The sequence below is a fragment of the Chitinimonas lacunae genome (genome assembly GCF_042650885.1).
Taxonomy (GTDB): domain Bacteria; phylum Pseudomonadota; class Gammaproteobacteria; order Burkholderiales; family Chitinimonadaceae; genus Chitinimonas_A; species Chitinimonas_A lacunae.
Genome location: NZ_JBHSBU010000001.1, coordinates 3,061,419 through 3,075,239 on the forward strand (window position 1 = coordinate 3,061,419; position 13,821 = coordinate 3,075,239).

General features: G+C 60.1%; 15 protein-coding genes. 2 read left to right on the forward strand and 13 right to left on the reverse strand.

The window, feature by feature from the left end; all coding sequences use genetic code 11:
- Positions 1 to 15: 15 nt before the first annotated feature.
- Positions 16 to 507 carry a GNAT family N-acetyltransferase gene (locus ACFOW7_RS13170; protein ID WP_378164965.1) on the forward strand — a complete coding sequence of 164 codons (492 nt, stop codon included), beginning with the start codon at positions 16 to 18 and terminating at the stop codon, positions 505 to 507.
- 528 nt (positions 508 to 1,035) lie between these two features.
- A complete protein-coding gene (locus ACFOW7_RS13175) occupies positions 1,036 to 1,920 on the forward strand; it encodes a LysR family transcriptional regulator (protein WP_378164967.1) in 885 nt (294 codons plus the stop codon).
- Here ACFOW7_RS13175 and ACFOW7_RS13180 read toward each other — a convergent pair whose 3' ends face one another.
- The 13 genes from ACFOW7_RS13180 to ACFOW7_RS13240 form a co-directional block, all read right to left on the reverse strand.
- Positions 1,921 to 2,529, reverse strand: a complete 609-nt coding sequence (locus ACFOW7_RS13180) for a LysE family translocator (RefSeq protein WP_378164969.1) — start codon at positions 2,527 to 2,529, stop codon at positions 1,921 to 1,923.
- 33 nt (positions 2,530 to 2,562) lie between these two features.
- The gene (locus tag ACFOW7_RS13185; RefSeq protein ID WP_378164970.1) at positions 2,563 to 3,156 is read right to left on the reverse strand and encodes a nitroreductase family protein; all 594 of its coding nucleotides are present in this window, start codon (positions 3,154 to 3,156) and stop codon (positions 2,563 to 2,565) included.
- Between the two features lie 22 nt (positions 3,157 to 3,178).
- A complete protein-coding gene (locus tag ACFOW7_RS13190; RefSeq protein WP_378164972.1) occupies positions 3,179 to 3,460 on the reverse strand; it encodes a 2Fe-2S iron-sulfur cluster-binding protein in 282 nt (93 codons plus the stop codon).
- Positions 3,441 to 4,427: an oligopeptide/dipeptide ABC transporter ATP-binding protein gene (locus tag ACFOW7_RS13195; RefSeq protein ID WP_378164974.1), complete on the reverse strand. Its 987-nt coding sequence runs from the start codon at positions 4,425 to 4,427 to the stop codon at positions 3,441 to 3,443. The genes ACFOW7_RS13190 and ACFOW7_RS13195 overlap by 20 nt, the downstream gene beginning before the upstream one ends.
- Before the next feature lie 10 nt (positions 4,428 to 4,437).
- Positions 4,438 to 5,394: an ABC transporter ATP-binding protein gene (locus ACFOW7_RS13200; protein WP_378164977.1), complete on the reverse strand. Its 957-nt coding sequence runs from the start codon at positions 5,392 to 5,394 to the stop codon at positions 4,438 to 4,440.
- Positions 5,391 to 6,245, reverse strand: coding sequence for an ABC transporter permease (locus tag ACFOW7_RS13205; protein ID WP_378164979.1), 855 nt, complete (start codon positions 6,243 to 6,245; stop codon positions 5,391 to 5,393). The genes ACFOW7_RS13200 and ACFOW7_RS13205 overlap by 4 nt, the downstream gene beginning before the upstream one ends.
- A gap of 1 nt (position 6,246) precedes the next feature.
- The gene (locus tag ACFOW7_RS13210; RefSeq protein WP_378164980.1) at positions 6,247 to 7,263 is read right to left on the reverse strand and encodes an ABC transporter permease; all 1,017 of its coding nucleotides are present in this window, start codon (positions 7,261 to 7,263) and stop codon (positions 6,247 to 6,249) included.
- Positions 7,264 to 7,276: 13 nt separating this feature from the next.
- A complete protein-coding gene (locus ACFOW7_RS13215; protein WP_378164982.1) occupies positions 7,277 to 8,884 on the reverse strand; it encodes an ABC transporter substrate-binding protein in 1,608 nt (535 codons plus the stop codon).
- 79 nt (positions 8,885 to 8,963) lie between these two features.
- Positions 8,964 to 9,749: a 2OG-Fe(II)-dependent halogenase WelO5 family protein gene (locus ACFOW7_RS13220; RefSeq protein WP_378164984.1), complete on the reverse strand. Its 786-nt coding sequence runs from the start codon at positions 9,747 to 9,749 to the stop codon at positions 8,964 to 8,966.
- 82 nt (positions 9,750 to 9,831) lie between these two features.
- A complete protein-coding gene (locus ACFOW7_RS13225; RefSeq protein WP_378164986.1) occupies positions 9,832 to 11,088 on the reverse strand; it encodes an MFS transporter in 1,257 nt (418 codons plus the stop codon).
- Positions 11,089 to 11,099: 11 nt separating this feature from the next.
- Positions 11,100 to 12,329 carry an ATP-grasp domain-containing protein gene (locus ACFOW7_RS13230; protein WP_378164988.1) on the reverse strand — a complete coding sequence of 410 codons (1,230 nt, stop codon included), beginning with the start codon at positions 12,327 to 12,329 and terminating at the stop codon, positions 11,100 to 11,102.
- 103 nt (positions 12,330 to 12,432) lie between these two features.
- The gene (locus ACFOW7_RS13235; RefSeq protein ID WP_378164990.1) at positions 12,433 to 13,221 is read right to left on the reverse strand and encodes an iron-containing redox enzyme family protein; all 789 of its coding nucleotides are present in this window, start codon (positions 13,219 to 13,221) and stop codon (positions 12,433 to 12,435) included.
- 75 nt (positions 13,222 to 13,296) lie between these two features.
- Positions 13,297 to 13,707: a DUF2000 domain-containing protein gene (locus ACFOW7_RS13240; protein ID WP_378164992.1), complete on the reverse strand. Its 411-nt coding sequence runs from the start codon at positions 13,705 to 13,707 to the stop codon at positions 13,297 to 13,299.
- Positions 13,708 to 13,821 lie beyond the last annotated feature (114 nt).

Genomic DNA, 13,821 nt, shown 5'->3' on the forward strand with positions numbered 1-13,821 from the left:
CCGCAGGAACCCACCATGTCCCTACTGATCCGTCCCATGCTGCCCAGCGACTGGGCCGAAGTCCGCCGTATCTATCTCGAAGGGATCGCCAGCGGCAATGCCACCTTCCAGACCGAAGCGCCCAGTTGGGAGAGTTGGGATGCCAATCATCTGCCGGTCTGCCGTTTCGTCGCAGAAGCTGACGGCGTGATGCTGGGCTGGGCCGTGCTGGCCGCCATATCGAGCCGACCGGTCTATGGCGGCGTGGCCGAAGTCAGCGTCTATGTCGGTCAGGCGGCCCGCCGGCAAGGCGTCGGTAGCGCCTTGATGGCCCACTTGGTCGATAGCGCAGAGCAACAGGGATTCTGGACTTTGCAGGCCGGCATCTTCCCCGAGAACCACGGCAGCCTCGCACTGCATCGCCGAGCCGGTTTCCGGGAAGTCGGGCGGCGCGAGAAGATGGGGCAGCTGGCCGGGGTGTGGCGTGATGTGGTGCTGGTGGAGCGACGCAGCAAGATAAATGGCTAGGACAGAAAAGGCGTTGATGCAGACTCTAAGTCTGCATGTCTTTTTATATTTAATTCAACTCTGTAATATCAATGTTACTTGCAGATATTTGGCATAAATATTTATTTAGAGTAAATACCGCAATCTTGTCGTGACAAATCCCCCGACCCGGCGCCGGCGTTTCTTATCTTGTGCACAGCAAAAGCCCAGTTTTTCCGACTGGGCTTTTGTTTGGATTTTCTTGCACGATCAGTCAATCAGACCGTAAAGGCCGGGGAATTTGTAGGCAAACCGTGCAGTCATCACAGATAATGCGCTGCAACATGGCATTATCCAGTTGGAGACCATGCATTAGGCATCCATTTTCCTCTATCACCCCACAGGATATGACGTTATCCTATGTCGATCCATCTGTGTACGTTGGGGTTGGAGGAACCTCGCCGGGTGCCTGATTCCAGATCCATTTCCTTATCTTCAGGCAAATCGAGACCGGCTTGACGCTGGCGATAGCAACACTATTGATTCAACAGAAAAATCAAAGGGCTTCGTATGATAGAGGATATTCGTTACCTGATCGTTTTTGCCAAAGTGGCTGAGGTGGGTTCTTTCTCCCGCGCCGCCGAAGCGCTGGAATTGTCGAACGCCACCATCAGCATGCATCTGGCAAAGCTGGAAAAGAATCTGGGCGTTGCGCTGCTTTATCGCAATACCCGCAAACTTTCCCTGACCCACGACGGGCTCAATCTGCTCGAGACCGCCAAGTCAATGCTGGAACTGTACGAGAAGGGGATCATCGAGTTCAAACAGCGCTCCATCTCCACCACCAATAATCTCAGGATCTCGATTCCGGCGGTATTCATCAACAGTGCCGCGTTCATGACCCAGATCGGGAATTTCATCAAGCACCATCCCGGTATCAACCTCGATATTCTGTGCAGCGACAACCGCAACGACATCATCAGTGAAAGCATCGATGTGGCGTTCCGGATTGGCGATCTGCCCGACAGTTCGCTCAAGGCCAAACACGTCTTCGAATTCTCCCGCACTGTGGTAGGCAGCCGGGAATTGCTCGACCAATATCCCTTGATCAAACATCCACGTGATTTGTCGGCCATTCCATGGATTGGATTGACCATGCGTCCCAATTACCGTCTGTTTACTCATGTCAATGGCGACCAATATGAAGTGAAATATGTGCCGCAGATCCGTCTTGACAATGTCGAGGCCGTTTATCAATTGGCCAAACAAGGGATAGGACTGGCCGCACCGCCGGAATTCCTGACCCCCGACGATATTGCACGCGGCACCATCGAAAAGGTGCTGCCGGAATGGTCATTGAGCCCGATGAAGGTGTATGCCGTCTGGCCGCCCAATATATCCCCCAGCAGCATCGCCTATACCCTGATCAATTCGATCTACGACGCTCTGGACTGATCACGGCACATGGCGGATCAGCTGCATATAGACCAGGTACAGCGCCGAAGCGATCAGCATCCCGCCCATGGTCATATTGAACAGACGGATGCGCAGATTGCTGCTCAGCACCACCGACACCCGATCACCCAGCACGGCCCAGGCGGCCAGCGACAGATAGCAGATCAGGAAATAGACGGTGATAAAGGCAATCAGCGTGGTGTGGGTCTTGGGATCGGAAAACAGCGCAGCGCCCGAGGCACAGGCGATCCACGCCTTGGGGTTGAGCCATTGCAGCAGAAAACCCTGCATAAAGGTGGGAACGCTGCGCTTTTCCAGCGTGATTTCGGGCGAGGCCGTGGCGATCTTATAGCCGACGTAGATGATAAAGGCCGAGCCGATCAATTCGAGTATCTGCATCACTGCCGGATAGCTGCTGACGAATTGCAGCAGCGAGAAACCGACAAAGATCAGCAACAGGGTAAAACCGATGGTGGCCCCCGAAACGAAGGGGATGGTGCGGCGGAAACCATAATTGGCGCCCGAGGAAACGATCACCATATTGACCGGTCCGGGGGAAATGGACATGGTCAGTGAAAATACGCACATGGCGAGCAGCAGCGAAAGCATGATTTTCTCCTTGAATTTTTATCGCGGCATTTTTTATTGAACAGCCAGACAGGGTTCGAGCAGCTCGTCCAGTGACCGGAAATGGTCGTTTATTTTTGGACGCTCGACCGGTGCTGACTGATTGGCCGGATTGGTCGATCGCCCCAATCCGAGAAAACCGGTAATCACCGTGTCGGCATCGAAACCCAATCCTTCACGCACTGCCGGATTGTAGGCCCATTCGCCGGTCTTCCAGAAACAATGAAAACCCAGCGACTCGGCTGCGACAATCATATTTTGAATCGAGGCGCCTGCGGAAAGAATCTGTTCGATTTCCGGCACCGCGCCGCTGCGATTGATTTTCAGCAGGCAGATCACGATATGCGGAGCAAAATTGAGCTTGCGTTCCAATTGCTCGATATACGCCTGACGCACGATTTCCGAATCAAACGGCTTGGCGGCCAACAGCACTTCCTTCAAGGCGGCCTTATGCTGGCCATGGCACACCACGAATTGCCACGGTCGCAGCCGTTTATGGTCGGGCGCAGTCAGGGCGCAGCGGAAAATTGCCTCGAGGGTCGCCCCATCGATTTCCCCTTCGATCACTTTCTGCGACCGCCGGGCCAGTATCGTTTCAATCGTCTTCATCTTTTCCCCCCGTTCAGTCAGCTCAATAAGAAACAATCACATGGGCATCGCTCGCCAATTGCGACGAGCAAGACAGCACATAGCCACCATCGATGATGTGTTTGTCGGGTTGCAGCTCGCCGCTGGCCAGCTCGACCCGGCATGAGCCGCACAGCCCGCGCCAGCAGGAACTGCGGATCGGCAGGTTCATCGCCTCGATATTTTCCAGCAGCGAACGGTCGGTCTCGGCGACGCCCAGATGATCGACGCCGTTGAAAGTGACGCGCAGCGCCACGGTTTGGGGTTCAGGCTTCAATTCGTTCATGTTCTTGGCTCAGTTGCACTTGGAAACAGGCGACATGGCGCTGTGGCGCCCGCTGCATCGCCGGTCGCTGCTGCCGGCACTGCTCGGCGGCCTGCGGGCAACGCGGCAGGAAACCACAGCCCAGGCCACTGCCGCCGCCCATGGTCAGCTCACCCTTGATCACCTGACGCTGGCCGCATTGCCGGCTGCCCAGGGCACTGGCCACCAGGGCCTGGGTATACGGGTGGCCTGGCGTATCGATCACCGACGCGACCGAGCCGTACTCGACCAGGCGGCCGGCATACAGCACGGCCACCTCGTCGGCGATATGGCGCACCACGGCCAGATCGTGCGAGATGAACAGATAGGTCAGGCCAAGCCGCTGTTGCAGCTCCAGCAACAGATTGAGGATTTGCGCCTGGATCGACACATCGAGCGCCGACAGGGGCTCGTCGAGCACCAGGATTTCCGGCTCGGCCGCCAAGGCGCGAGCAATGCAGACCCGCTGCCGCTGACCGCCGCTGAGTGCATTGGGAAAGACATCGAGATACTGGGCACCGAGGCCGACCTGTTCCATCTGGCGCAGGGCAATCTTTCGCAGCGTGTCGCGGTCGTAGTGGCCCAGATTGGCCAGGGCGGCGGTAATGATCTGCCAGACGCGCTTGCGCGGATTGATCGAGGCATAGGGGTCCTGGAACACCATCTGCACCCGGCGGTAGTAGTCCACCGGCGTGATGGTGGCGATATCGACCTCCTGGCCGTCCCGATCCATCCGGATCGCGCCGCCGCTTGGGGTATCGAGCTTCATCAGCAGCCGGGCCAGCGTGCTTTTGCCGCTGCCCGACTCGCCGACCAGGGCCAGAATCCGGCCACGCAGCAATGGCAGCGATACATCGTCGAGCGCTTGGATGCGCTCGCGCGACAGCAGGGATTTGCGGACCATGAACGACTTGGACAGACCGTCGATCCGGGCAATAGGGGTAGTCATGGCGATGGTCTCAGAGATGGCAGCGGACCCAGCTGTCGGCCGTGCGCCGGGCAACCGGCGGCCGGTCCTGGCACTGGGCTTCGGCACGGTCGCAGCGCGAGGCGAAGCGGCAGCCTTCGATTGCCAGCTCGATCGGCGGCACCATGCCGCGGATCGTGACCAGCGGCGTCTTGGGCCGCGCCCCAACCCGGCCGGGCAGCGACTGCAATAAGGCTCGGGTATAGGGATGGGACGGCGTCTGCGTCACCTGCCCGATCGGGCCGGTCTCGACGATCTCGCCCGAGTACATCACCTGGATACGGTCGGCGTACTGCTGCACCACGCCGATATCGTGCGAGACCAGAATCACCGACATCCCGTTGTCACGGCGCAGCCGGTCGAGCAGATCGAGAATCTGCGCCTGGATGGTGACGTCGAGCGCCGTGGTCGGCTCGTCGGCGATCAGCAGCGCCGGCCGGCTTGCCAGGGCCATCGCGATCATCGCCCGCTGCGCCATGCCGCCCGACAGCTCATGTGGATAGCTCTTGAGACGCAGGGCAGCGGCGCCTATCCCCACCTGTTCGAGCAGCTCGATCGCCCGCGCTTCGCGCTGCCGCCGGCCAAGTGCCGGGTCGGCCTTGCGTACCGACTCGATCAACTGGGTGCCGATGGTCAGCGAGGGATTGAGCGCGCTCATCGGGTTCTGGAAGATCATCGCCACTTTGCTGCCGCGCACCGTGGGCCAGTCGCGCCGGCCCACAGCCAGCAGATCCTGACCGCACAGCGCAAAGCGATCTGCCGTGACCTGAGCCCCCGGCGGCAACAAGCCCAGCACCGCCAGATTGGTGATGCTCTTGCCACAGCCCGATTCACCGACCACGCCAAGAATCTCGCCCGGTGCCACCTGGAAGCTCACACCCCGCACCACCGGGCGCAGTTCACGACCGAACGGGAAACGGATGGTCAGATTGTCAACGTCGAGTATCATCGGCCGCCCCTCGCTTTCGGATCGAGCAAGTCCTGCAAGGCATCGCCCAGCAGATTGAAACCCAGCACAGTCAACATGATGCAGCCGCCGGGCAGGATCACCAGATACGGCGCCGACTCGATAAACGGGCGGGCATCGGCCAGCATCATGCCCCACTCGGCCACCGGCGCGCGGGCACCCAGACCAAGGAAACCGAGTGCTGCAATCTCCAGAATCGCGTCGCTGAAACCGAGCGATGCCTGGACGATCACCGGACTCCAGCAATTGGGTAGCACTTCCGACCACAGGATCTTGAAGCGCGAGGCACCGCAGGAACGGGCAGCCAGCACGTACTGCTTCTTCATTTCGAGCGCCGCGACCGAACGCACGATGCGGATAAAGCGTGGAATGGCCACCAGCGTGACCGCCAGCACCGCGTTGAACAGGCCCGGTCCCAATACCGCCACGATCACGATGGCCAGCAGTATGCTGGGCAGGGTCATGATGGCGTCGGTCAGCCGCATGATCGCCGCGTCGATCCAGCCGCCATACACCCCGGCCAGCAGGCCCAGCGTCGTTCCGATCAGGACCGATACCGAGACCACCGCCAGGCCGACGCTGAGCGAACTGCGCGCGCCGTAGACCAGTCGGGCCAACATATCGCGGCCCAGATCATCGGTGCCAAGCAGCGGACCGGTTCCGCCGGTCCACTGCGGCGGCAGCAGCCGCTCGCTGCCCAGGCCATACGGATCGAGACTGAACAGTTGTGGCCCCAGATAGCCCAGCGCCAGCAGCAACAGCACACAGCCCAGGCCGAACCAGCCCGATCTGCTGAGCGGTGGCCAGGAAGGTCTTTGCAGAAACTTGACCATATCAGGCTCGCATTCTCGGATTGGCGGCGCGGTAGAGCAGGTCCACGGCCGCATTGATCAGCACCACCAACAGCCCGATCATCAGCACGCTGCCCTGGATCACCGGGTAGTCGCGGGCATAGACGCTGGTCACGATATAGCTGCCGATACCGGGCCAGCCGAAGATGCTCTCGGTCAGGATGGCGCCGGCCACGGCGGCGCTGACAAAGAACAGTCCACCCACCGTGATGATCGGCAGCAGGGCATTGCGCAGCGCATGGAGCCAGATCACCCGCGACTCGGCCAGCCCCTTGGCACGGGCGGTACGGATATAGTCCTCCGACAGCACATCGACCATGCTGGCCCGGGTCATGCGGGCAAACACCGCGATCGGCACCGCTGCCATGGTCAGTGCCGGCAGCACCAGGTGGTGCAAGGCACTGATAAAGGCTTCGAGACCATATTCGCGCCGCACGGCCGGAAGCAGGGTGTCCACCATCATAAAGCCGGTGACCGGGGCCACCTCGTACAGGATGTCGAGCCGGCCCGACACCGGGGTCAGCCCCAGTGCCAGTGAGAAAGTCAGGATCAGCAGCAATCCGAGCCAGAAGATCGGCATCGAGTAGCCGGCCAGCGAACCGGCCGTTACCAGATAGTCGAACACCCCGTTACGGTTGATCGCCGCCAGCACCCCGACCGGAATTCCCACCAGCAGTGCCAGCAGAATCGCCGCCACGCCAAGCTCGATACTGGCCGGCCAGCGCGCCAGCAACTCGGTGCCGACCGGCCGGCCCGTGACGATCGAATTGCCCAGATCGCCCTGGCTCGCCCGGCTGACGAAACCGGCGTACTGGGCAGCCAGCGGCTGATCGAGTCCCAGGCGGCTCACGGCCTGGCGGTACTGCTGCGGATCGGCACCACGTTCACCGATCATCAGCAGCACCGGATCGCCCGGCGCCGCCCTGACCACGAAAAAGGCGATCAGGGTGATGCCCAACAGGGTGCAGAGCAGTCCGCCCAGTTTGGTCAAGCTATCCATGGCAAGGCGGCTCTCAGCGGTCTTTCAGACCCAGGGCGGAGAAGTAATCCATATCGAACGGATTCATCTTGTAACCCACCACCCGCGAACTCAGCGCCCGGAACACCTTCGAATGGGCGATCGGCACGATGGGCACATCCTCGCTCAGCACGGCCAGTGCCTTGCGGTACATCTCGGTCCGTGCCGCCAGATCGTCGGTGGTGCGGGCCTTGCTGATCAGGGCATTGAAATCACCCTTGCAGTAGCGCGAGTTGTTCGAGCCGCGCGTCACCGAATCACAGCTCAGCAGGGTGTAGAGGAAGTTGTCCGGGTCGCCGTTATCGCCAGTCCAGCCAAGCTGCACCATTTCATGCTCGCCGCGCTTGACCTTGTCGAGGTAGGTGCCCCAGTCGTAGCTGGTCAGCTCGACCTTGATCCCGACCTTGGCCAGATCGGCCTGCATCATCTCGCCCATCTTGCGGCCATTGGGGTTGTAGGGACGACTGACCGGCAGGGTCCACAAGGTGGTGCGGAAACCATCCTTGAAGCCCGCCTGTGCCAGCAGTGCCTTGGCCTTGGCCGGGTCGTAGGAATAGGTGCGCACCTGGTCGTTGTAGGCCCACATGGTGGACGGATAGGGATTGATCGCCTGACGCGCATTGCCCAGATAGATCGCGTCGATATAGGACTGCTTGTTGAGCGCATGGGCGATGGCGCGCCGCACCAGCGGGTTGTTGAACGGCGGCTTTTCCACGTTCATCGCCAGATAACCGATGTTCATGCCATCCTGCTCGGCCAGCACCAGCCGCTGGTCCTGCTTGATCAGCGGCAGATCGGCCGGCGCGGGCGACACGGCGATCTGGCATTCGCCCTTGCGCAGCTTTTGCAGCCGGACGCTCGCATCCGGCGTGATGGCAAACACCAGGTTCTGCACCTGCGGCTTGCCGCGCCAGTGCTGCGGGTGGGCAACATAGCGGATGGTGCTGTCTTGCTGATAGCTCTTGAAGGCATAGGGGCCGGTGCCGATCGCCTGCATATCGATATCCGCCGCACGGCCGGCCTGTTGCAGCTGGGCACCGTACTCGGCCGACAGGATCGACATGAACGGCATGGCCAGATTGGCCAGGAACGGCGCTTCGGGCTTGTTGAGCACGATGCGGATCTTGTAGTCGTCAACGCGGCTGATCGAGACGATCAGCTTGTCCATCCCCATGCCCTGGAAGTACTGGTAGTTGCCGCCGCCAACCATATGGAAGGGATGGTCGGTCTTGAGCTGACGGTTGAACGAGAACAGCACATCGTCGGCGTTGAAGTCGCGGCTCGGCTTGAAGAAGGCCGTGCTATGGAACTTCACGCCACGGCGCAGGGTGAATTCATAGGTCTTCTGATCAGGCGACACCGTCCAGCTCTCGGCCAGTGCCGGCACCACCTTGGTCGTACCGGGCTGGAAATCCACCAGGCGGTCGTAGATGGTGGTAGTGGTCGCATTGCGCGCCGTACCCGACAGGATACGTTGCGGATTGAGCGACTCCGGATTGCCTTCGGAGCAATAGACCAGGGTATTGCCATCGGCCTGGGCCGCGGCCATGCAGGACAGGGTGGCCGCTACGCACAGCAGCCGTTCGAATCGACGAGCAGACATCACTAAACCTTCTAATTCTTCTATATGGGAGCGGAAAGTGCCGGCGGCCGCGCCGCCGGCCAATGCAGTCAGAGCAGGATCAGGACCAGAAGCCGAGGCTGCCGTCCTTCTTCAGACCGATGAACGAGGTCTGGGAAATCCGGTAGCCATCGGTATTGCCGAGAATCTCGTGGAAGTTCTGCGTATTGAACATGATCAGATCACCGACCTTGGGCGTGACCCGGATATGCTCCGGACCTTCGAGCACTTCGTAGGGGAAGTAGTACTGGCCCGGCACCTTCATGCTGTCGTTCTCGGCCGTATGGATGGTGTCGTAAATCACCAGCTCGCCGCCGCTGTTGAGCATGCTGTAGTAGATATTCCAGGTCATCTGACGGCTGATCTCGGTCACTGCCCACGGCTGGCGGATATGGCTCGGCGCATGGTCGGCATGCAGACGGCCATGACCACGGAAGCTGCGGAAGGCCCCGGCGAAGTAACTGCCGAAACCGGGCTCTTCGAACAGACCAGCAGTGCGCTTGGCCTGGCTTGCCACCGCATTCATCACCATATCGACCGGGTTGATGTCGAGGCCACGGTAGATGCTGTCGATGACTTCCTTGGCCTGGTCGATCTTGTCGAAATAGATCGACTTGTCGTCATGGGCCCACTGGTTGTGGCAGACGCCGACATGGTGGACCGGGATATCCTTCAGATGGCTGTAGTTCTCGAAGCTCATCGCCCGCAGCCGCTCGGCCACCAGTTCGCAGGTCTCGGGCGGCAGGAAGTTCTCCACGATGATCCCGGGGATCTTGAACTCCAGCAGCAGGTTCAGGTTCTCTTCGGTCAGTTCGCACAGTTCCTGGCGAATCCAGTTCTTAGCCATATCTACAACCTCCTCGTATTCAACTTTGATGTTTTTGCGCGGTGGCCATCGGGCGGCCAGCCGCGCCAAAGACTCGGACGCACTAGCTCGATGTGCCGTCCGAATACGCTGCCGTCTCGCGTTTCTCGCCCATCACCGCAAACGCCACCACCGACAGGAACAGGGCCATCAACAGGCCGACCAACTGCACAAAATCATTGCCTAGGTAATCGAGCAGCATGCCCACCCCGGCCGCCAGCAGACTGGCCAGGAAACAACCGATGGCGAACGAGATGCCGAATACCGAACCCAGTTGCCCCTTGGGGGCATACGCCACCGTGCCGCCGTAACCCATCATCCAGACAAACTCGAACAGCACGATCATCAAGGTGAAGGCCACCGCGCTGACGATCGGGTCGGCAGTCCATACCGACGCCAGGTAGAACGCCGCCGCCAGCAGTGACAGCGCAGCCACCAGCACCCGGGTATGCACAAAGGCGCGCTCGAACAGCCGGTACTTCTTGCAGAAGAAGGAGAACGACGACGAGCCGGCGATGATGGCCAGGCTGGCCAACACATAGGAGGCCGATACTGCAGCCGCGCCAAGACCGAGCTTCTGCACCGGGAAAATCGGTTGCAGCACACTGTACGAGCCCTGGAAGAAGGTGGCCGTCAGCGGCATCAGCATGGCGCACACCAGCAGGCGGCGGTCACCGGCCAGGGCATCGCGGTATTCGGCGATCCGGCTGGCCAGCGATTTGCGCGGCGCCGTGCTCTGGTAGTCGACCTGCTCGACGCAGCGGGTGAAGTACACCAGCGCCGCCGACAGCACGAAGGTCAGCGCATCGATCAGCACCACCAGGCGGATATCGACCCGGCTCGCCAGAAAGATGCCGACGATGGCCGCCAGACCGATGCCGAAGTGGTAGCCCGTTTGCAGGAACGAGGCGTAATGGGTGACCTTTTCCTTGGGAAACAGCGCCCGGGCCGCCACGGTCTTATTGATCCGGTTGACATGGTCGACCAGCCCGCGCACCAGCAACAGCAGCACCACCGGCAGGTAATGCTCGCCCACGACCAGGAACAGGATGGGCAGCGTCAGCACGGCCGACACCAGATCCAGCACATACCAGCGCACGCGCGGGTTCATCCCGTGTTCCCAGTCGCTGCGATACAGCACCACCAGCAGCGCAGGCAGCCATTGCAGAGAGATAAACAGGGACGTCATCAAACCCGACCCGGTCTTCGCGTAGATGGCCATGGCCAGGACGATATGCAGCAGGACCGACCCCGCCGAAGACACGGTAAAGGCCGTGGTACTGAGCAGCAGGTTGATCCGACCCCTGTTGATCTCGAACATGGCGCGGCCCCTTATGCGATCACCGTATGCTCGGCCACGAAATCGATGGCACGGGCGGCGTTACGCTTGGCTTCCTGTTGGTCGGCGCCGGTACACATCACCTGCACGATCCAGCTGTAGTTGGAATTGAGATCCTTGATCTCATCGCCTTGCTCGTGGTGCAGCCACACCTCTTCAACGCCGGGATTGCGCTTGATCGCTTCGAGCGTGGGCAGATGGGTGATGGTGCCGACGGCATCGCTGACGAAACACTTCCAGGCTGCACCCTGCTTGATGCCGTAGAGCGGGCTGGTATCGGGCAGATTGCCCAGGCACAGTTCGATGCAGTCGCCAACGATGGAGCGGGCGGTGGACAGATCGAGCATCACCGAATGGCCGCTGCCACCCACCCGGGTATTGACCTCGACCAGATGCGGGCCGCTGTCGGTCAGAATGATTTCGGTATGGCTCGGGCCGAAGTGGTAGCCGATGGCATCGAGCGCCTGGCTGGCCTTGCGCACCACGGCTTCGCGATGTTCGTTCAGCAGCGGGAAGGACGAACCCACTTCGATACTGTCCTTGATCACATCGCGGTCGGCCACACCGACCACCTGATGCTGACCCGGACCGGTGGTCAGCATTTCCACGCTGACCAGCTGGCCTTTCAGATAGTCTTCCACCACGAAGGCCGAGGAGATCCAGTCTTCGCTGATCCCGCTCAGGCTCGCCACGATGGCATCGACCTTGGAGGCGTCTTCGCACACCACGGCGCCGATGCTCGAATGGCCTTGCAGCGGCTTCAGGAAGCAGGGGTATTCGATCTGGTCACGCAAGGTGGCCAGCTCGCTGATATGTTCGATCCGGCGGCTCTTGACCGTATCGGCGCCGCGCTCGAGCAGCACCTGACGGAAGCGGTGCTTGTCCTGGGCAATCTCGATCGCTTCGAGATTGGCGCCACGCAGGCCGAATGCCTTGCACAGCCGGGCGGCGACCTTGGTACGGATCTCGGCAAACGTCAGCAGCGCATCGATCGACTCCAGCTTTTCTTGCAGGGTCTGCCGCACTTCGTCGAAATCGTTGGAGTTCTTCACCTGGATCACCATATGGGCCAGGTCGAGCTTGTACAGGCACGAGGCCGGGAACCACTTGCGGAAGCGCTCGAAGCTATCCGTGACCAGCACTGCCCGATAGCCTTTCTCGGTGCAGTAGCGGATCGCATCGAGGCCGCTGAAGTTGGTTTCGATAAATACCACGGTCTTCATGTGTTTTTTTCTCCCGTCGCGCAGGCAGGCTCCGGCCTCCGCGACCGCCAAACGGCGGCCCGGAGACAACGGATCAAGACTGCTTAAGTGGATGGCAGGACGATCAGGCGCAGGCGCGCAGATCGGCTTCCAGATTGATCAGGCGAGCGCACTGGTCCCAGAAGCGGTGCCAGAAGTCGATGCCTTCGTCGAAGGAGCGCTTGAATTCTTCGCGCTGGGTGTCGGTCTGGCAGAAGCGCAGGAAGTTGGCGACCGAGTGGCGGATATGCTCGGTCTCGTCGGCGCGGTGGATCTTGAAGAACGGCGTCGCCGACAGCTTCTCGGCACAGCCTTCGGCGTAGCACAGACCGTCGAACAGGGTTTCGATATTCTCTTCCGCGATGATCTCGAAGCTCATCAGCAGACCCACGATGCCATACTGGCTCTGGGTGCTGACCAGGGTGCGGTCGAGAACACGCAGGATTTCCTTGATCGACGAACCGGTCGAGCCGGCCACCAGACCGATATCGATTTCTTCGATCGCTTCGAGGAACAGATTCGAGTGGATAAACGCCTTGTCGCGGCCGCCCAGCTCGTCGTAGGCGATCTGGATCAGGTGATGCTGCCGTTCCGGATCGTCGGTCAGGGCCACGGCCTTGGTCAGGAATACCGGCACAAAGCGGGTGAAGTCGTACCAGGCAGTCGCCATGGTTTCAGCGGCGATCTGCGAACGACGGGCCGCCACGGTGGCGTGGATATTGGTGAAGACGTTGCGCTTCTGCGCCTCGTCCATAAAGTGTTTGGTCCAGAAAACAACCTTCGGGTGGTCGTAATCGTATTCCATTTCCGGAATCAGATAACGCGGACCGCGCTTGGTTTGCCGTGCCGTACCCGACTGAACATTCAAGGTCATTTCTCCCATATTTGGCATCTCCATTTTAAGTGGCGGCCGTGCCATCGGCCTTATGAAACGGAATGGTTTAGTGGTTTACCGAAGCAGGCCCAGGCTGCCTGTCAGGCTGGTGACGAGCTTTTTTTCGCCAAACAGCGCCAGACCGAAATATTCAATTTCTTCTTCGGGTGATTCCTTGAGGACTTCCGCGTATTCCTCGTAGGATTTCGTGGTCCGGGTAGCACTAATCACATCCACTACCAGCAGATCGGGCTCGAATTCCTTGAGCTGACTGCGCATGCGTTTGAGCAGCGGGCCGTTCCCCTTCAGGATGGGAATCGGCATCGTGGTAATGCCCTGATGCATGAAACCGTTACTATCTGGCAGGTCACGACCGATCATTTCCGGACGCAGCTTGCCGATCGTTGCGGAAAGCACTGCCGCCGTGTTTGCAATGGCTCCCAAGGGCATGGTCTCGTCAACGATCAAGACACATTTGTTTTCCATTACAAGTCCTCCTACCTATTTGTTTGTTGTGCTTACTAGGGAGAGAAAATTCTATAGCGGCCCCCTGGCAGTGAGAATCGAGATTCCTTGAAAAGAATCTTTAAGTATTTGTGC